Annotated in this window: 19 protein-coding genes and 1 pseudogene; 10 read left to right on the top strand and 10 right to left on the bottom strand. The window is 42.2% G+C overall.

The annotated features are described in order from the left end of the window. From Q0192_RS07660 to Q0192_RS07650, 3 genes are all read left to right on the top strand, one after another. Nucleotides 1-938 (top strand): aspartate kinase (locus Q0192_RS07660; RefSeq protein WP_299288480.1); only part of this gene is annotated, 938 nt, incomplete at its 5' end. A gap of 84 nt (nt 939-1,022) precedes the next feature. Beyond that, nucleotides 1,023-1,247, top strand: a complete 225-nt coding sequence (locus Q0192_RS07655; RefSeq protein ID WP_299288477.1) for a hypothetical protein — start codon at nt 1,023-1,025, stop codon at nt 1,245-1,247. Nucleotides 1,248-1,253: 6 nt separating this feature from the next. Further along, nucleotides 1,254-1,685, top strand: coding sequence for a hypothetical protein (locus Q0192_RS07650; RefSeq protein WP_299288474.1), 432 nt, complete (start codon nt 1,254-1,256; stop codon nt 1,683-1,685). Between the two features lie 22 nt (nt 1,686-1,707). On the opposite strand, the gene Q0192_RS07645 is transcribed toward Q0192_RS07650, so the two are convergent. Beyond that, the gene (locus Q0192_RS07645; RefSeq protein ID WP_299288483.1) at nt 1,708-4,401 is read right to left on the bottom strand and encodes a DNA gyrase/topoisomerase IV subunit A; all 2,694 of its coding nucleotides are present in this window, start codon (nt 4,399-4,401) and stop codon (nt 1,708-1,710) included. Nucleotides 4,402-4,615: 214 nt separating this feature from the next. Between Q0192_RS07645 and Q0192_RS07640 the strand changes: the two genes are divergently transcribed. After that, nucleotides 4,616-5,047 (top strand): nuclear transport factor 2 family protein, encoded by a 432-nt coding sequence (locus tag Q0192_RS07640; RefSeq protein ID WP_299288471.1) that lies wholly within the window; start codon nt 4,616-4,618, stop codon nt 5,045-5,047. Between the two features lie 73 nt (nt 5,048-5,120). On the opposite strand, the gene Q0192_RS07635 is transcribed toward Q0192_RS07640, so the two are convergent. After that, entirely contained in the window at nt 5,121-6,458 is a 1,338-nt protein-coding gene (locus Q0192_RS07635) for an alpha-L-fucosidase (RefSeq protein WP_299288468.1), read from the bottom strand. 205 nt (nt 6,459-6,663) lie between these two features. Here Q0192_RS07635 and Q0192_RS07630 point away from each other — a divergent pair, with 205 nt between their 5' ends. Together Q0192_RS07630 and Q0192_RS18740 are read left to right on the top strand one after the other, a co-directional pair. Then, nucleotides 6,664-7,233: a hypothetical protein gene (locus Q0192_RS07630; RefSeq protein ID WP_299288467.1), complete on the top strand. Its 570-nt coding sequence runs from the start codon at nt 6,664-6,666 to the stop codon at nt 7,231-7,233. Beyond that, nucleotides 7,212-7,301 (top strand): hypothetical protein, encoded by a 90-nt coding sequence (locus tag Q0192_RS18740; protein ID WP_366518144.1) that lies wholly within the window; start codon nt 7,212-7,214, stop codon nt 7,299-7,301. Before Q0192_RS07630 ends, Q0192_RS18740 begins: the two co-directional genes overlap by 22 nt. Nucleotides 7,302-7,479: 178 nt before the next feature. Here Q0192_RS18740 and Q0192_RS07625 read toward each other — a convergent pair whose 3' ends face one another. From Q0192_RS07625 to Q0192_RS07590, 8 genes are all read right to left on the bottom strand, one after another. Continuing rightward, nucleotides 7,480-7,842: a hypothetical protein gene (locus Q0192_RS07625; RefSeq protein WP_299288465.1), complete on the bottom strand. Its 363-nt coding sequence runs from the start codon at nt 7,840-7,842 to the stop codon at nt 7,480-7,482. 5 nt (nt 7,843-7,847) lie between these two features. Next, nucleotides 7,848-8,045, bottom strand: a complete 198-nt coding sequence (locus tag Q0192_RS07620) for a hypothetical protein (protein ID WP_299288463.1) — start codon at nt 8,043-8,045, stop codon at nt 7,848-7,850. A gap of 148 nt (nt 8,046-8,193) precedes the next feature. After that, nucleotides 8,194-10,068 carry a DNA topoisomerase IV subunit B gene (locus Q0192_RS07615; protein WP_299288460.1) on the bottom strand — a complete coding sequence of 625 codons (1,875 nt, stop codon included), beginning with the start codon at nt 10,066-10,068 and terminating at the stop codon, nt 8,194-8,196. A gap of 120 nt (nt 10,069-10,188) precedes the next feature. Beyond that, nucleotides 10,189-10,794 carry a hypothetical protein gene (locus Q0192_RS07610; RefSeq protein WP_299288457.1) on the bottom strand — a complete coding sequence of 202 codons (606 nt, stop codon included), beginning with the start codon at nt 10,792-10,794 and terminating at the stop codon, nt 10,189-10,191. 148 nt (nt 10,795-10,942) lie between these two features. Continuing rightward, the gene (gene kduI / locus Q0192_RS07605; protein WP_299288454.1) at nt 10,943-11,773 is read right to left on the bottom strand and encodes a 5-dehydro-4-deoxy-D-glucuronate isomerase; all 831 of its coding nucleotides are present in this window, start codon (nt 11,771-11,773) and stop codon (nt 10,943-10,945) included. Nucleotides 11,774-11,803: 30 nt separating this feature from the next. Next, nucleotides 11,804-12,571, bottom strand: a complete 768-nt coding sequence (locus Q0192_RS07600) for an SDR family NAD(P)-dependent oxidoreductase (protein ID WP_299288452.1) — start codon at nt 12,569-12,571, stop codon at nt 11,804-11,806. A gap of 120 nt (nt 12,572-12,691) precedes the next feature. Then, nucleotides 12,692-13,486, bottom strand: coding sequence for an FkbM family methyltransferase (locus tag Q0192_RS07595; RefSeq protein ID WP_299288449.1), 795 nt, complete (start codon nt 13,484-13,486; stop codon nt 12,692-12,694). Nucleotides 13,487-13,564: 78 nt separating this feature from the next. Beyond that, on the bottom strand, nt 13,565-14,578 hold the full coding sequence (locus tag Q0192_RS07590; RefSeq protein WP_299288446.1) for a family 43 glycosylhydrolase: 1,014 nt from the start codon (nt 14,576-14,578) through the stop codon (nt 13,565-13,567). A gap of 300 nt (nt 14,579-14,878) precedes the next feature. Here Q0192_RS07590 and Q0192_RS07585 point away from each other — a divergent pair, with 300 nt between their 5' ends. From Q0192_RS07585 to Q0192_RS07570, 4 genes and pseudogenes are all read left to right on the top strand, one after another. Continuing rightward, on the top strand, nt 14,879-15,586 hold the full coding sequence (locus tag Q0192_RS07585; protein WP_299288443.1) for an NUDIX domain-containing protein: 708 nt from the start codon (nt 14,879-14,881) through the stop codon (nt 15,584-15,586). An 80-nt stretch (nt 15,587-15,666) separates the two neighbouring features. Continuing rightward, entirely contained in the window at nt 15,667-17,355 is a 1,689-nt protein-coding gene (locus Q0192_RS07580; protein WP_299288440.1) for a ribulokinase, read from the top strand. A gap of 16 nt (nt 17,356-17,371) precedes the next feature. Continuing rightward, nucleotides 17,372-18,070, top strand: coding sequence for an L-ribulose-5-phosphate 4-epimerase (locus tag Q0192_RS07575; RefSeq protein WP_299288437.1), 699 nt, complete (start codon nt 17,372-17,374; stop codon nt 18,068-18,070). A gap of 80 nt (nt 18,071-18,150) precedes the next feature. Then, a pseudogene (locus Q0192_RS07570) lies at nt 18,151-19,050 on the top strand (L-arabinose isomerase); the annotation flags it as partial.

The raw sequence follows: 19,050 nt of genomic DNA, 5'->3' as shown, positions 1-19,050 counted from the left end.
TTACCAACATCCTGCAAAACAACCGCATCAATGCTACTTGTATTGATTTAAGCGGATTTGACGACCACCAATATTACACCATTGACCAGCGTATCCGCGAAGCTTTTAAGGATATTGATTTCGGCAAAACCATTTGTATTGTTACCGGCTACGCCAAAGGGACCGAAGGGATTATGCGCGAATTTGACCGCGGCTATTCTGAAGTTACCTTTAGCAAAATTGCGGTTGCGGTAAAACCACAGGAAGCAATTATCCATAAAGAATACCATTTATGTACGGCCGACCCGATGCTGGTTGGCTTGGATCATTGCCAGCCCGTTGGTTTTACCAATTATGATGTAGCCGATCAATTAGCGGATATTGGCATGGAAGCCATCCATCCAAAAGCTTCTAAACCTTTGGAAATCAATAATATTAACCTGCGCATCAAGAATACTTTCGAGCCGGAACATCCCGGAACGCTGATTACGCAGGATTATGTTTCGGAGAAAAAGCGGGTTGAAGTAATAACCGGGACCGATAAAGTAATGATCCTCGACATTTATGACCCGCTGATGGTGGGCCATGTTGGTTCGGATTTACAAATCATGCAAGTTTTTTTCAAACACGGGGTGAGTTATAGCTATAAAGCAACCAGTGCCAACAGTATTACCGTGGTAATTTGGGAGAAAGATTTTAAGCAATCGCTGTTCAACGAACTGGAAGAAAAGTTTGAAAAAATAACGGTAGAGCAAGCTGCGATGGTTTGCATCATCGGTTCTAACATTGACCAGCCGGGCTTACTGGCCAAATCTGCAACCGGTTTGGCCAACGAAGGCATCAACATCAAAAGCTGTGGTTTTTCGTTGCGGAAAGTAAACATCCAATTTTTAATTGCCCGCGAAGATTTTGCCAAAGCCATTATCGCTTTAAACAAAGCGATGTTTTTTATGGGGTAAAAGAAGCATCAGGTAAAACAAACTTTCTATTTACAAAAATACTTAGCTAATTGCTTAACTTTATAACAAATAAAAACCATCATTATGGCTGAAGTAAGATTATCCGTGAATCAGGATTTTATGGATTTATTGAAAAGCAAAACCGGTGTTAATGAAGATACCAAATTAACAACCGATGCGCTGACTTTATACAATTGGGTCGTTTCGGAAGTACAAAAAGGGCGTACTTTAATCAGTGTGGATGAACATGGCGGCGACCCGCGAAAAGTGGTTACGGATATTTTAGAAAAAATAAAAACTTTAAAATAAACGGCGATGGACCAGCCTTTTGCAACAGGAGCACCCATTAATTTAAACAATATTCCAACGGAGCATGCCGGTCAATCAGTTGTTTTAGAAGAGCTAAAACCGCAGGTCAGCAAACTTGATCCAAAATCGCGTATTGGCTATCATTTGGCACGTATCGTGCTGGCCATCATCAGCATATTTTTAATTTTCCTGATCTTTTACATCTTGCTTCAAAAACCCAACAACATACCGAAGATAGATTTGGGCAGCCAGGGCAATTTAACCGACAGCACGTTTAACCGAAATTTCAGGCTGATCCAATTGGCGCAGGAAAACAATAAAGCTTCTCGCGATTTCATTATTCAAATCAGCCAAATGGTTTTACTGAATATGCTGCTGCCTATTTTAACGGCAATTTTAGGTTATATTTTCGGTTCGCATAGCGAAACCAGAGACTAAAATTTACCCGATAAAAGAAGCATCAAAACAACGGCAACTGCCCTTTACTTTTTAAGTCCACGTCTTCCGGGTTGGTAATTTCCAGTTCAATCTTTTTGGCAGGTTTAACCAAAGGTTCCTCTTTCTGCGGCAATTCTTTTTCGGCTTCTTCTTCCTTGTGTTCTTCCAAAACGATCTCTTTTAAAGAAACTTCTGCAACCGGGTCCGGTACATCTTCTTCATCATCATGCTCGGCAATCAACACAATACTTTTGATTTCATGCGGAGAAAGCCGGTTTCCCTGCGCTTTGATGCCTTTTACATCAATCAAATCGGCCAGGTTCAATTCCGTTGTTTCCGAAATATGCGCTTTTCCTTTCAGCAATTCTACTTTAACCACCGGTTGCGATGCGCCCGAAATCAAAATCATTTTAGAACCGCTTTCATCGCTGATCAAATTAACCGGTTTGCCAATCACCATATTTTCAAAGGTAAAACGTTTTACAAAATAGTTTTTCAGCTTGCCTTCGTAATGCACCACCGTGTAAACCTGGTCGGGATTGTACTTTTCGATCCTGATCATTTTATCTTCAAAATGGTTGGTCAGGTCGAAGCTGGTGATTTCACAAATGCCGTTGCTCAACACTTTTAATATCTTGTCTTCGCCGTCAAACTCGCCCAAAAAAGTTCCGCGGCCATCTACGTTCAATCGTTTCAGCACTTCATCATACCAAATCTTCCGGCCGGAAAGCGTGGAAATTCCTTTCGTTTTTAAGGTGATTTTTTTGATCGGATATTTGGTAACCACATTGCCCAGCGAACTTCGGCCTTTAATGGCAACATCTGCAAAATTGAGATCAAAATTTAACCGCTTCAATTTCGGGTGCGGTTTCAATTGCACGTTCACAACTTCGGCCTCACCGTTTGGATTGTGGGTAAAATACAGCGTTTTAGTACCTTTCGTTCCTTTGGTCAAATCGTATTCCCGGTCTCGCGTGATGCCTTGTACAAAAAAACGCTTGATAAAAGCAGTACCGGTTTCGCCGTCTTTGTAAATCAAATTGTAAACCGTGCGTTCGTCGTTCTTTTTAAAGATGCCTGCGTAGATAATATCTTTCCCCACAAAAACCTTTTCCTGCACTTTGGTAACCAGGAACTTACCATCTTCCCGGAAAACAATAATTTCATCCAGATCAGAGCAATCGCCTACAAATTCATCTTTTTTCAAGGCAGTTCCTACAAAACCATCAGCGCGGTTTAAATAGATTTTTACATTGGCCAAAGCAACTTGTGCGGCTTCTACCCGGTCAAAAGTGCGCAGTTCGGTTTTGCATTCGCGGCCTTTGCCAAACTTTTCTTTAAGTTTTTGGAACCAGTCAATGGCGTAATCCGTGAGATGTTTCAGGTGATTGTTGACTTCCTTGATTTCATTTTCCAGCGATTTCATCTGCTCGTCCGCTTTCTTCACGTCAAAGCGCGTGATGCTGCTCATCGGTTTATCAATCAGCTTTTTAAAATCTTCGGGCAAAATCTCGCGGTAAAGCTGCGGCAAAAACGGTTCGAAAAGTTTGTACAACACTTTTACAACGGCTTCAAAGTTCCCGGAAGTTTCGTAATCCGGATGCTTGTACATGCCTTGCTGAATGAAAATTTTGAGCAGCGAACTAAAGAAAATCTTCTCTTTCAATTCCGCCAACCGGATTTCCAGTTCCTGTTTCAATAATTCACGAGTAAAAACAGTACTCTCCGTCAGGATGTCGTTCACACTCATAAAGTGCGGTTTATCGTCCTTGATCACGCAAGTATTTGGGGAGATGGAAACCTCGCAATCGGTAAAAGCATACAACGCATCAATCGTAACATCCGGCGAAATCCCAGGCGCGAGATGAATAATGATCTCTACATCTTTTGCCGTATTATCTTCAATTTTTTTAATGCGGATTTTGCCTTTGTCGTTGGCTGCAATCACGCTGTCAATCAAACTTCCGGTGGTGGTTGAAAACGGGACTTCGGTAATGGCCAGCGTTTTTTTATCGCGCTCTTCTATTTTGGCCCGGATTCGGATTTTTCCGCCGCGTTGGCCTTCGTTATAAGCCGAACAATCCGCCAAACCGCCAGTCGGAAAATCGGGCAGCAAATTTGGGCGTTCTCCTTTTAGTATTTCTATCGAAGCATCAATTAGTTCGATAAAATTATGCGGCATCACTTTGGTGGCCAAACCAACGGCAATACCTTCGGCACCTTGCGCCAACAGCAATGGAAATTTAACAGGCAGCGTAACCGGTTCTTTATTGCGGCCATCATAACTGGATTGCCATTCGGTGGTATCGGGATTAAAAACAACTTCCAGCGCAAATTTGGACAATCGCGCTTCGATGTAACGCGGCGCAGCGGCAGAATCGCCGGTTACGGGATCGCCCCAGTTTCCCTGGCAATCAATCAACAGGTTTTTTTGTCCGATTTGCACCATGGCATCGCCAATAGAAGCATCACCATGCGGATGATATTTCATGGTGTTGCCGATGACATTGGCGGCTTTGTTAAAACGCCCATCGTCCATTTCCTTTAAAGAATGCAGGATACGGCGTTGCACGGGCTTCAACCCGTCGTGGATATGCGGCACGGCACGGTCCAGGATTACATAAGAAGCATAATCCAAAAACCAGTTTTCGTACAATCCCGAAAGGGAAGTTACATTAGAAAGCTGTTCGTTTTGCTGACTTAAATCGTCATTCATTCGGTATTGGCTAAAAAAGATACAAATATAAGTGATCGCAGTATATTTCGGGGCAGCATTACCCACGGTTGCCATGCTGTTTTTATCCCTATTTTTTCTGCGCTATTTCTTCCTACAATTATTTAACAAAATATTAATCAGTTTTGGTGTAACGAACTGGTTACTGTCGACGTCTATCTACCAAAACAACATAAAAACTTAAAAATTAAACATCATGAAAACTACTATCAAAACCGCCATCATCGCTTTGTTGCTTACTGTAACTTACAATTTTACCAAAGCAGCCGAACCAAATGCAAACGAAAAATTAACCATGCGTTATGCCATTGCCGCTTATGTTGATGCTTTTGCCCACGGCCGTTTTGATGGCTTGGCCGAAGTGGTTGACGACAGCGCCAAATTTTCCCAAACCCGCGGACAAAAGATTTTAAGCTTTAGCAAAAACGATATTTTAGAAAGCCTGAAAGGCCAGCAAAACGTAGAACAAAACTGCAAAACCACTTCCCAAATTGTAGAAAACACCGGCAACCTGGTTGTTTACAAAGTACAAATGAAGTACGAAAACTTTGCCCGCATTAATTATGTAACGATGACAGATACCGGGGCCGGTTGGAAAATCACCAATGTTTCTACCGTGTTTAACTAAGCCTAATTTTTAGGCGATAAAAGAAGCATTCTTACGGAAATAGGGATGCTTTTTTTATGGGGTAAAAGTTTGGTTACTTCGCCACTTCCAGCACAACTACCGAATCCGGATCATTTGCCGTTGGCTGTAAAACCGGAACTTGTAGTGTTTTATTTTTCAAAGTAACTTTCAAACTTTGCTTGGTTTTTAACAAGTATGCTTTTTTTACCTGCTTAAAATTTACATTCTCCAAAGTAATTTGATCTCCCAAAGGATTTAATGGATGCACGTACACTTTGCCAGCCGCCTGCGTTAAGCAACCCCACTTTTGTGGCCTGATATAACCGCCTTTGGTATTATAAACGCTTTCGCCATAAGTTTTTAGCCAGTTTCCCATCCAACTAATCCGGTCTTTAAACTCCGGCTGGATTTCGCCGTTTGGCATCGGCCCGATGTTCAACAATAAATTACCGCCATTTCCTGCTGATCTTACCAAAAGGTTTACAATTTGTGCCGGCGTTTTGTAAGTAGTATCCGTGAGATTAAAACCCCAACTGTTGTTAATGGTGGCACAAGTTTCTAACGGCAAATCAGAAATTTTCTGAAAACTTAATCCATTTGTATTTTCTCCAGGTAAATCCTGCTCAAACATTTGGAAATCTTCTCCGGCCAATGGTGTCATATGGTGATTGTTTCCGATTAAACATTGCGGCTGCAATTGATGGATCAGATCGTAAATTTCGCGCATGTGCCAATCTGCACGAGGTTCTGGTTTACGATCTTTACTCTCCGCATCCATCTGGTCCCAATAGCCATCAAACCAAATCCCACCAATTTCGCCATAATTGGTTAAAAGTTCGGTTAACTGGTTTTTCATAAATTTTATGTAATCGTCCCAGTTTCCTTTTACTTTACGACCGGTTCCTTTGCCTGTGCGACCGGTCCAGTATTGGTAATCTTCTCTGCGCCAATCCAATAAAGAATAATATAAAAACAGCTTGATGCCTTGCTGGTGGCATTCATCAGCCATTTGCTTTACAATATCCTTTTTGTAAGGCGTGTGCATGATGTTGAAATCCGAAAATTTGGTATCAAACATGCTGAAACCATCATGATGGCGCGTAATCAGCGTAATGTATTTCATGCCGCCATTCTTCGCCATCGAAACCCAATCAGCAGCGTTAAAATCAACCGGATTAAAAAAGCGCTCCAGCCGCGTGTAATTTTTAACCGTAATGTTTCGGTTATTCATCACCCATTCGCCATCGCCCGGAATACTAAACGGCCCCCAATGAATAAACAAACCATATTTGTTATTGCTGAACCAGTTACGGGCTTCGAGATTTTGTTTTGTTGAAACGTAATTTTGAGTTTGTGCCCGAAGCGAAACGGCCAGAAGCAATACCATTAGCGTGGTAAAATATCTTTTCATGTTGGTGATAAAAGGTTTAATGAAGATACAATTATTGATGCTTCTTTTAGGAGGTAAATTTTGGTGAGTTATAGTAAACAGGTTAAGGTGAGTTATTTTCTTATGTCTCTAAAATTATCTAACTTTAATGACTATTAACAAAAATATTCTTATAAATTGAGCAGTTGCCTATCGCAATAGGTGAAAAAAATCTTTATACTGGTTTGTGCAAAACAATTTAAAATATGAATTACATAATGTCCTTTCAGGAAAGAGCCAAGTTAGGTTTGGAACAATTATCCAAACAATTGCCAGTTACCTTAAAGATGGCGAAAAAACAAATTCAGCAATTGAAGACACAAAGCGTTTCAAAAGTGAAGAAACAAAGAGATTAGAAGATTTTATTACACAAAATGATTTTTGGATAGCTGAAATTGACTTTTCTAAATATGTAAGTGAAGGTGCAGAACAAAAAGTATATCTGAAGGACACAGAGCATGTTTTAAAGTTAAATGATTCTATATACTATACCTCTTGGCAAGATTATTTGCACAACTTGCTACTTCAGAACTATTTCTTTCCTGACACGGCTTACAAGCTACTCGGGTTTACAAAAGCTAACAACACAATATATGCTGCCGTTCAACAATCGTATGTTGCGATTACTGCAACAACAGACTTAGACCAGGTTAAAAAATTCTTAACATTAAACCGTTTCGAAAACACTCGCAATAATGATTACTATAATGCCGAGCTGGGAATTATTTATAAGACTTGCACGATGAAAATGTATTGACAAGGAATGGCATTTTATATTTTATAGATACGGTATTTTATCTAACCGGGAATTTTTGGCTACCGTAAATCATGAGCTAATGTTTCTACCGTGTTTAGCTAAGCCCGATTTTTTAGGCGATAAAAGAAGCATTCTTACGGAAATAGGGATACTTTTTTTATGGGGTAAATTTCAAACTTATTTTCAGACCTTAAATGGAAATCCACAGCTCAGCGGACGGAATTGCAAACCTGACAAGCGGAAGGTTTATTTTCTCATTTCTAAAATAGTAGCCGCCTTACCAATTGCTTCAGGTAAAGATGAAGAAGCATCGGGATGTTGATACATGTATTTTAAAATTTCCATTTCAGTTACGCCGACAGCACTTTGTTGCTTCATCGAAACTAAAGCACTTGCAAATTTTTCTTCGTGTTCCTCATCGATAGGCAAACTATAATTGGTCAAAATAGGATTCATTAATTTGCTAATAGTTTCTTCCGATGGCTTATCAGTAAAAACAACGTGCATTTTTTCATATGCAGTTATATTTTCCGTTGATTCTGAACTATCGTCAGAACCACAACTATAAAAAAGAGGCAGTAAAAACAGTAGTAGTAATAGTTTTTTCATAAATGTTATTTTTCAGATTTATCCAACACAAAAATTAATGAATAATATCCCGTTACATCTGCTTGTTTTAATACTGGAATTAGCTGTGAAACGCTATAACCTTCTTCCAAAGCATCATTAACAGAAGGTATTTCAATTTCATTGAAATCAAATTGCGTTGATATTTCTCTGGAATTCAAGTTAACAATAATGACTTTTTGCATATTTGAAAAATTTAAGTCTCGCCTAAAATACTATTTTTAATAAAAAAAGCATGCGTTACGAGGTCTAACTTTGTGTAGTAACTATTAAATAAACTCTATCTAAGGATTTTAATCCTATATCTTCAATCCCAGGGAAATAAAACTATCATCAAACCACTTCCTCCTCCAAAATATCAACCTCAACCCGTAAATTTTGAATAATATGTTGCTGCCTATCAGGCGTATTCTTCCCCATAAAATATTCCAGCAAAGATTTGATGTTCGCTTCTTTCAACAACACCGGATCCAAGCGGATATCTTTCCCGATAAACAAACCGAACTCTTCCGGCGAAATCTCACCCAAACCTTTAAAACGGGTAATTTCCGGTTTGTTGCCCAGCTTGTTAATGGCGCGCTGGCGTTCTTCGTCGCTGTAACAATAAATCGTTTCCTTTTTATTGCGGACGCGAAAAAGCGGCGTTTGCAAAATAGAAACATGACCAGCTTTGACCAGATCCGGGAAAAATTGCAGAAAAAAGGTCATCAACAGCAACCGGATGTGCATGCCGTCCACATCGGCATCGGTTGCGATAACGATGTTGTTGTAGCGCAAGCCATCCAAACCATCTTCAATATTAAGCGCATGTTGCAGCAAATTAAATTCCTCATTTTCATAAACTACTTTTTTGGTGAGGCCAAAGCAGTTCAAAGGTTTTCCTTTCAAACTAAAAACAGCCTGCGTTTGCACATCGCGCGATTTGGTGATGGAACCGCTGGCCGAATCGCCTTCCGTAATAAACAAAGTTGTATCTTGTTTCCGCTCGTGTGTATCTTCAAAATGCAGCTTGCAATCGCGCAGTTTTTTGTTGTGTAACGAAGCTTTTTTGGCACGTTCGTTGGCCAGTTTTTTGATTCCGGCAATGTCTTTTCGTTCACGTTCTGATTGTAAAATACGTTTCAATAAACCATCTGCCGTTGCCGGGTTTTTATGCAGATGATCGTCCAGTGCTTTTTTTACAAAATCATTGATAAAACCCCGGACAGAAGGCCCGTCTTCGGCAATATTTTGCGAACCTAATTTGGTTTTGGTTTGCGATTCGAAAACCGGTTCTTGCACCCGGATGGAAACCGCAGCCACAATAGAAGCACGTACATCCGCCGCATCAAACTCTTTTTTGTAAAACTCGCGGATGGTTTTTACAACCGCTTCCCGAAAAGCGGCCTGGTGCGTACCGCCTTGCGTGGTGTGCTGGCCGTTTACGAAAGAATAATATTCTTCGCCGTATTGCTGCCCGTGCGTCATCGCGATTTCGATATCCTCGCCTTTTAAATGGATAATTGGATAGCGCAAATTTTCGGCATCGGTATTCCGAACCAAAAGATCGTGCAAACCTTTTTCAGAAAAATATTTTTGTCCGTTAAAATTGATGGTTAAACCGGCATTTAGGAAAACATAATTCCAAATCATGTTCTCCGCAAACTCCGGGATAAAGCGGTAATGACGGAAAATCGTATCGTCCGGCAAAAAGCTGATCGCCGTTCCGTTGCGCTGCGTCGTATCTTTTTCTTCTTCGCGCAGCAATTCGCCTTTGCTAAATTCGGCAATTTTTGTGCGGTTATCGCGATAAGATTGAACGATAAAATTGTTGGACAACGCATTTACAGCTTTCGTTCCAACACCATTTAAACCAACCGATTTCTGGAAAGCTTTGCTGTCGTATTTTCCGCCGGTGTTGATCTTGGAAACGCAATCAATCACTTTTCCTAACGGAATTCCCCGCCCATAATCTCGAACAGCAATTTTATGTTCGCTTAAATTGATGTCTATGGTCCGGCCTGCGCCCATCACAAACTCATCAATCGAGTTATCTACAATTTCTTTCAGCAAAACATAAATCCCGTCGTCGTAAGCAGAACCGTCGCCTAATTTACCGATGTACATGCCCGGCCGCAACCGGATATGCTCCTTCCAATCGAGCGAACGGATACTGTCTTCACTGTAATTAACGGAATTATTTTGATTTGATGGAGTTGCCGGCATCATAAATTTGCTACTAATTTTAGCACAAATTTATTAAAAATCTAATTATTTTACCTTATAAAAGAAGCAATATCTTGATAAATGCTACAGAATGTGGATAAATTTATGCCGATAAAAACAGTATCAGTTAAACCGGACGGAGTAACAGGCTTTATTTACATTTTTATAAAAATTCGGCCCATTATCATTGCTTAAAAAAAGCATGGAAACACTGCCTGCACCGCGCTTTTGCAAACAAATGAGCAGGCCATATTTGCAACGGTTGGTGATGGGCGTATTGTACAAGCTGAGCAGGTAGGATTGTCCTTCATTGGCATTGAACAAAGCCAAAGCTTCGGGCGGCAGAGCCTTAACGGTGTAGTTGTTTTTTCCGGCTAAAGCGATGGCCGTAGCTGTAGCGATGGATTTGTAAAGCGAATCAGGCGTACTGGTGGCTGTTTTTGAGGCGTCTTCAAATACTTTTAACTTGACGCGTTGCTGCTGCAAATTTTTCAGCATAAACCAAACTTGGAAGTTTTCGTTCGGCAGTTCCATGGCATAATCAACATCCAGATCGGCTGTATGTACTGTTTTTATCTCCCTAAAATCTCTTGGAAGGGCAAACTGCACAGTTAAACCGGCCAACGTTTGCTGAAAAGTTTTTAATTGTGGAAAGTTTTGCTGCAGTTGTGCATGGCCAATCAAATTAACCAGAATCAGGAGAAGAAGAATTGGCGAAATTTTTCTCATCAGTTCGTTTTTTCCAAGTTGAAAAAGGCTAAAGCTGCGGATGTGTAAAGGCAAGGACGGGCGACTAAATATAGAAAAAAAATAATTTCAATAAATAAAGTTTTTTTAAACAAAGAGTCGAATTTATTTTATGCCGGTAAAAACAGCATCAGCGCAAATCACCAATGGCAACTCCATCCATATCGCTGTAAACCAGGTTTTCGCCGGCCATCCCCCAGATAAAACCATAGTTTGCCGTGCCGCAACCGGAGTGGATTGACCAGGGCGGAGAAATAATAGCTTCGTGGTTGGCCACCAGCAAGTGCCGGGTTTCGGTGGGTTCGCCCATCAAATGAATCACGCGGTGTTCTGGCGGCACATCGAAATAAAAGTAGGCTTCCATACGGCGTGTATGTGTGTGTGCGGGCATGGTGTTCCAAACGCTGCCGGTTTTTAAAATGGTCAAGCCCATTACCAATTGGCTGCTTTTGATGCCATCCAAATGAATATAACGGTAAATCGTCCGTTCGTTTGCGGTTTCTACCGAACCCATTGTTCCGGGAGAGGCTTCGTCTTTCGTCATTTTTTGGGCAGGATAAGTTTGATGCGCCGGCGACGAAAGCAGGTAAAACACGGCAGGTTCGCTTGGGTTGCTGCTTGAAAAACTAACCTCTTTTGTCCCTTTTCCCAAATACAAACAGCTTAATTTTTCCAGGTCGAAAGTTGCGCCATCCGCTTCCACTTTTCCGGCACCGCCAACATTGATGATGCCGATTTCCCGTCGTTCCAAAAAATATTCGGCGCGTAGTTCCGGGTGGTTTTCCAGTTTTAAAGTTTGGTTTACGGGTTTGGCTCCGCCGATGATTACACGATCGTAATGCGAGTATACTGTTTTTACCGCATCATTTTGCACCAGATTTTGTGCGAGAAAGTTTGCGCGTAACTCTTCAGTATTCATCCGGCTGGTTTCTTTCGGACTGTTTTGAAATCTTATTTCCATTATTTTGATACTTCTTTTATCGGTAAAAAATCAGCGCCCCATCCAGCCGCCGTCCACAGTTAAAATGGTTCCATGCACATAATCCGCAGCGGCAGAAGCCAGGAAAACGGCCGGGCCTTTAAAATCTTCTGCTTCGCCCCAACGACCGGCCGGGATGCGGGACAAAATGGAGGCACTCCTTTCCGGGTCGTTCCGCAAGGCTTCGGTGTTGTCCGTGGCGATGTAACCAGGCGCAATGCCGTTTACGTTGATACCTTTTGCGGCCCATTCATTGGCCAAAGCTTTGATCAAACTGCCCAAAGCGCCTTTGCTGGCCGCATATCCCGGAACGGTAATGCCGCCCTGAAACGTAAGCAAAGAACACGTAAAAATAATTTTGCCCGAACTTTGTTCCAGCATTTTTTTGCCCACTTCCCGTGCTAAAATAAAAGGCGCATCGAGGTTTACGGCCATTACTTGGTCCCACATTTCGTCGGGATGTTCGGCTGCCGGTTTCCGCAAAATCATCCCGGCATTGTTGATCAAAATATCAATTTTTGGGTTTTCGGCAAACAGCTTTTCCAGAAACCGGTACAGTTTTTCCCGGTCAGCAAAATCGGCCTGGTAAGCTTTAAATTTTCGGCCTAAAGCCAAAATTTCTTTTTCTACCAAGCTGTTTTTCAATTCCAGCGAAGCCGAAACGCCAATCACATCAGCACCGGCTTCGGCTATTGCAACCGCCATAGCTTTGCCGATGCCGCGATTGCAGCCAGTTACCAGCGCTGTTTTTCCGGTTAAATCAAATAATTGAAGTTTCATGGTTCAGGCTGATCTTTTTTCAAAGGTAAAACTCAGGGTTTTAAATTGGAGTTTTGGGTGAAGAAAAAATGACCGGTAAAAGAAGTATGAGGCATTAGAGTTAGTCTGACCAAAACACAATCAAACACTTTTATACCAGCATTTTGGAAGTACCAGTGGCGCTTTGTTTTCGTTGTCAAAATCCAATGGATGCGGAAAAGCTTTTGCAAATTTCCGGTCTTGGATCTGGTCGTTTCTTAAAAAAGTAAATTCGGCAAACCTTGGGATTTCAAGCCCATACTTGGATTCTGTGCCGCAACAATTGTTGGGATGGATATGTACACAAGTATGCGTTTCCAGGATTTTTCGGATGGCCAGTTCTGCCATATTAAAAAAGCGCGGGTTCCAAAATTCATCCAAGTGGTGCAACTCAAAAACCATAATCCTAAACCTGTTTAACAAAGCGTTGGATGCATTAATGATAGCCGGATATTCTGCGCCTTCAATATCCATCTGCAACAACAAATCGCTGTTTCCGGGTTCACAAGTATCAACCCAGGTATCCAAAGTAATAAAATCGGCATCGTTGGTAATGCCGATATGTTTTTTTAAAAAGTTGTAATTTTTAGGATCCAGATCAAAATTCGGCTTGTCCACTGTACGATCAGCCATGTATAATTTCATGCCATAATTAAAACAGGCTTTTTCAAATTCACTCATCACATCCACGCCCGGCGAAAAGCACGCTTTGATGCCGTCCAGGTCATCGGGCAGCACATATCCGCCATCGCGCTTTGGCCCAACCCGGATCAATTGTTTATCAGTTTGCACCGGAAACAGTTTTTCGATCAAGGCTTTTACCCGTTCAATTGGTGTCCGGCTGATGATGATATTGCCTTTGTCTTCAACAAAAATCTTTTTCAATTGGTCTTTCATCCTATTTGTTTTAAACTTTCTTATTGTGAAATTTTAAGCTTTATACGGAACGGGTATCTGAAAAAAATAAAAAAATATTTATTGCGAAGCCACTACCGGCCAGCCTGCGGCATTCCAGCTTAATTTTTCGATCCTCAATTTGGGTTTTCCGCCGTCGGCAGCATCGTAACCGTGAAAAACCAGGTAATCTGTATTTTGATCGGTAAAAACAGCATTGTGCCCAACGCCGTACCAGTTTTTGTCGCCTTGCAAAAGCAACGTGCCGCCGCCTTGTGCCATTGGTGTGCCGGCTTCGTCCACGTATGGGCCTTCCACTTTTTCTGCCCGGCCAACAATCATTTTATAGGTGCTGTTGATGCCTCTGCAGCAGTAATCAATCGAGGCAAACAAATAATAATAGTTGTTTTTATGGAAGATGAACGCCGCTTCAATTGCGTTATCGCCTGCATCAACCGGGTTATCGGCCGGGTTTTTTGCCTGGCCATCAACCTTTTTCCGTGTGGCAATAGTGGGCAGGCTTGTTGTGCTTTGTGCTACTTTTAAACGGTTTTTTTGAAGCCTGACCATTTTTAAGCCCTCCCAAAAAGAGCCAAAAGCCAGGTAAGGTTTACCCGCATCATCGGTAATGAGGTTTGGGTCAATGGCATTCCAATTGTTTTTTCCGGGGATAGATTGAATTACCTTGCCATGGTCAACCCATTTATAATTCGGGTCATCGGTATGCAAAGTTGTATTGGTGGCTACGCCGATGGCCGAAGTGTTTTTGCCAAATGCCGAAACCGCGTAATACAAATAGTAAAGGCCGTTGTAATACGAAATATCAGGTGCCCAAATGTCATTATCAAAACCGGGAACGACATTAAAAGCCCAGTGTGGCGCCTCGGCAAAAACCGGCTTTTCGTGCTTCCAATGCACCATATCTTTAGACGACCAATCATTGATGCCCATCCCCGTGCAAAAAATATAATACAAACTATCCTGTTTGATGATGACCGGATCGTGAACAGAAATATTGGTTTGCAATTCCTGCGCCTGCACATTAATGGCTGTTAAAAACAGTACGGCAATTGTTATTTTGTAAATCCTGTTCATGCTGTTCAAATATATCCGTTTTACCGATACTGTTTTTACCGGCATAAAAACAGCATTTGCTTTTGCTATTTTTATACGTATTGCATCTGCCGATAAGGGTTAAGCGTGCAAAGCAAATTTTTGTTTTTTAGATTAATGGCAATAGTTTTAAGGCCGATGGTTTATCAGGAAACGAAAGCAGGAAAATTTTTAATTGTCGGCACAACAGTTTACATAGCCCAAGCAAATTGTTTACAAAGTTTTTTTTAATTTCAATCAAAATTATCAGCATAATTGTGTACAATTTCCACATCAAACTTCATGATCAGATACTTTGGACAAACCCGAATTTTAGTAGCAGTAGATTGCATTATTTTCGGTTTTGACGGAGACCATCTTAAATTGCTGCTGATCCAGCGCGGCTTTGAGCCGGAAGCAAAAAAATGGAGTTTGATGGGCGGTTTTATCCAGCCCGAAGAAAGTTTGGCCGATGCATCCAACCGGATTTTGAAAGAACTGACCGGGCTGGAAGGCGTTTACCTGGAACAATTGAAATGTTTCGGCGCGCCGGAACGTGACCCGATCGAAAGGACGATTGGCATTGCTTATTTTTCGCTGATTGATATCAATAAATACCAGAAGCAGATCAATGATAAATACCACGCCGAATGGTTTTTGCTGAACGAAGTGCCGAAACTGATTTTTGACCACGAAGAAATGGTGGAAACGGCCAAACGGCAATTGCGCTACAAAGCTGCTTTGCACCCGATTTTATTTGAACTGCTGCCCGAAAAATTTACCATCCCGCAATTGCAAAACCTGTACGAAGGGATTTATGCAGCTACTTTTGACAAGCGGAACTTTAGCCGCAAATTATTATCAACCGGACTGCTTATCAGGCAAAAAGACAAGCACAAAGAGAACTCGAAAAAAGGCGCTTTTTATTATACACTAAACAAAACGCAGTACAAAGATAAGTTCCAGTCGTTTTTAAATTTCGTCCCAAACCCCGAAAGCCTTATTCTTTAATTTTTTTTCGACATTAACCTTAATCACCTAAAATTTCTGTTTTTAAAAAAATAAGTGTTAATTAAACACGAATTAAATTTATGGAAAACGGGCAATATGTTATCGGTGTAGATTACGGAACGGATTCTGTCCGTTCGGTTATTGTAAACACGGCAAACGGGGCAGAAATGGCGTCATCGGTTTATTTTTATCCGCGCTGGCAGCAAGGGCTTTATTGCGATGCGCCTTTAAACCAGTTCCGTCAACATCCGCTGGATTATGTGGAAGGCTTGGAGTTCACCATAAAAGAGTGCCTAAAAGAAGCATCCGGAAAAGTTAAACCGGAAGCGGTTAAAGCAATTTCTGTTGATACCACCGGCTCCTCTCCTATTGCTGTTGACGAAACCGGAACTCCGCTTGCCTTGCTTCACGCATTTGCAGAAAACCCAAATGCGATGTTTGTGCTTTGGAAAGACCATACGGCATTAAAAGAAGCCGCAGAACTGAACGAACACGCCAAAAAGCACCAGCCAAACTATTTGCAGTTTGTGGGCGGCATTTATTCTTCAGAATGGTTTTGGGCGAAGTTATTGCACATTTTAAGGGTTGATGAAAAAGTACGAGAAGCTTGTTATTCTTGGGTAGAACATTGCGATTGGGTCCCGTTTCTGCTCTCCGGCGGAAAAAATATTGCCGATATGAAACGCAGCGTTTGTGCCGCTGGCCACAAAGCTTTATGGGCAGCAGAATTTGGCGGATTGCCGCCTGATAATTTTTTTGCTTCCTGGGATCCGTTGTTAAAAGGTTTTACCGAACGTTTATTTAAAGATACTTATCCATCTGATGTTGCAGCCGGAAATTTAAGTGCCGAATGGGCCGAAAAATTAGGTTTATCTACCGATGTCAAAATCGGCGTGGGCGCTTTTGATGCGCACATGGGTGCGGTTGGCGGGCAAATCGAGCCGTATTATTTAAGCAAAGTGATGGGAACTTCCACCTGCGATATGTTGGTTGCGCCAATGGAAGAAGTGGGCGGGACTTTGGTAAAAGGAATTTGCGGACAAGTTCCCGGTTCGATTATTCCGGGGATGATGGGCATGGAAGCCGGGCAATCTGCTTTTGGCGATTCTTATGCCTGGTTCCGCAGCATTCTGGTTTGGCCGATGAAGATGCTTCTTTTATCCACTAAAATTGTGGATCAGCAAACGGCCGAAAACTTAATGCAGGAAATGACGGATAAAATAATCCCGGAATTGAGCCAGGAAGCCGCAAAAATCCCGCTAAACGAAAAAAGCGAACTGGCGATAGATTGGCTGAACGGCCGACGAACACCAGACGCCAACCAGGAATTGAAAGGCGTAATTGCCAATTTAGGTTTGGGCAGCAACGCGCCTTCCATCTTTCGTGCGGTGGCCGAAGCAACTTGTTTTGGTGCGAAAAGTATTGTTGACCGGTTTAATGAGCAAGGCGTGCCGGTAAAAGGTTTGATTGGTTTGGGCGGCGTTGCCAAAAAATCGCCTTTTATTATGCAGATGATGGCCGATGTGATGGACATGCCGATCCGCATCCATCAATCAGAACAAACCTGTGCGATTGGCGCAGCAATGTTTGCCGCAACGGTTGCCGGCATCTACCCAAAAGTGGAAGATGCAATGGCGGCAATGGGACAAGGTTTTGATCGGGCGTATCAGCCAAATCCGGAAAATGTAGCTATTTATGCCAAACGTTATCAGCAATATATCAGCTTAGGAAAAGCTATTGAAAACCAAACCATAAATTTTAGTGCCTAAAAACAGTATCCGAAAAATGAGCAAATACGAAGCTATCCGGCAAAGCGCTTACGAAGCCAATAGGCAACTTCCAAAATTAGGTTTGGTGCTTTTTACTTTTGGCAATGTAAGCGCGGCTGATCGTGAGCAAGGTGTTTTTGCCATCAAACCAAGCGGTGTTCCTTACAATCAGCTTTCACCCCAAAATATGGTAATTGTGGATTTTGAGGGAAATACGGTGGAAGGAAATTTCAGGCCTTCTTCCGATACCAAAACACACGCTGTTTTGTACAAACATTGGGGAAATATTGGCGGTATCGCGCATACACATTCTACTTATGGTACGGCCTGGGCGCAGGCGCAACGCGCTATTCCGATTTACGGAACTACGCATGCCGATCATTGTACGAAGGATATTCCTTGTGCCGCACCAATGGACGATTTGATGATCCAAGGAAATTACGAACACCAAACCGGTTTCCAGATTATGGCATGTTTGCAGGAAAAAGGGATGAGTTACGAAGAAATGGAAATGGTTTTGGTAGGCAGCCATGCTCCTTTTACCTGGGGAAAAACAGCGGAAAAAGCGGTTTACAACAGTGCGGTTCTGGAGGAAGTTGCGCGGATGGCTTATCTCACAGAACAAATTAACCCGGAAGTTGCGCGCTTGAAATCTGCCCTTATTCAAAAACATCACGAACGAAAGCATGGAAAAGACGCGTACTACGGACAATAATTTGCTGCAACCGATGCTTCTTTTACCACATAAAAATTGGTGTCCTTGCTTATCCAATTAAAACTTAATAAACCTAAAATATGATCAATTTAAAAGAACTGGAAGTTTGGTTTGTAACCGGCAGCCAGCATTTATACGGCGAAGAAACGCTGAACCAGGTGGCGCAGCATTCGCAGCAAATTGCGGCGGCGTTGGGTGGTTCGGCCCAAATTCCGGTTAAAGTAATTTTTAAACCGACGGTGAAAACTACGGAAGAAATTTACGCCATTTGCCAGAAAGCCAACCAGGCCAAAAGTTGCATCGGCATCATTGCCTGGATGCACACTTTTTCGCCGGCAAAAATGTGGATCGGCGGTTTAAAAATCCTGCAAAAACCACTGCTTCATTTACATACACAATTTAACCGCGACATCCCCTGGGCAACCATTGATATGGATTTTATGAACCTGAACCAAAGCGCACACGGCGACCGTGAGTTTGGGTTTATCGTTTCGAGGATGCGGCTGAACTGGAAAGTGGTTGTCGGGCATTTTGAAGACCCGGAAGTACATGCCGGGATCAGTTCCTGGGCGCGCGCTGCTGCCGGTTGGCACGATTGGCAAGGCGCCAAGTTTGTGCGTTTTGGCGATAACATGCGTTTTGTGGCCGTAACCGAAGGCGATAAAGTGGAAGCCGAAATGAAGTTTGGTTTTTCGGTAAATACGTATGGCATTGGCGATTTGGTTCAAGTGATCAATCAAACATCGGATGCTGCAATTGAACAGTTGATCCAGGAATACAACGATACTTATACGCTGGCCGAAAGCTTGCGCAAAGGCGGCGCACAATTTTCATCACTAAAAGAAGCAGCGAAGATTGAAATTGGCCTGCGCACTTTTTTGCAGCAAGGCAGTTACAAAGGTTTCAGCGATACGTTTGAAGATTTGCACGGCATGGCGCAATTGCCGGGCATCGCCGCGCAGCGTTTGATGGCAGAAGGC

The organism is uncultured Mucilaginibacter sp., assembly GCF_937859865.1.
Classification (GTDB): Bacteria; Bacteroidota; Bacteroidia; order Sphingobacteriales; family Sphingobacteriaceae; genus Mucilaginibacter_A.
This window is presented reverse-complemented; position numbering and strand designations above follow the sequence as displayed.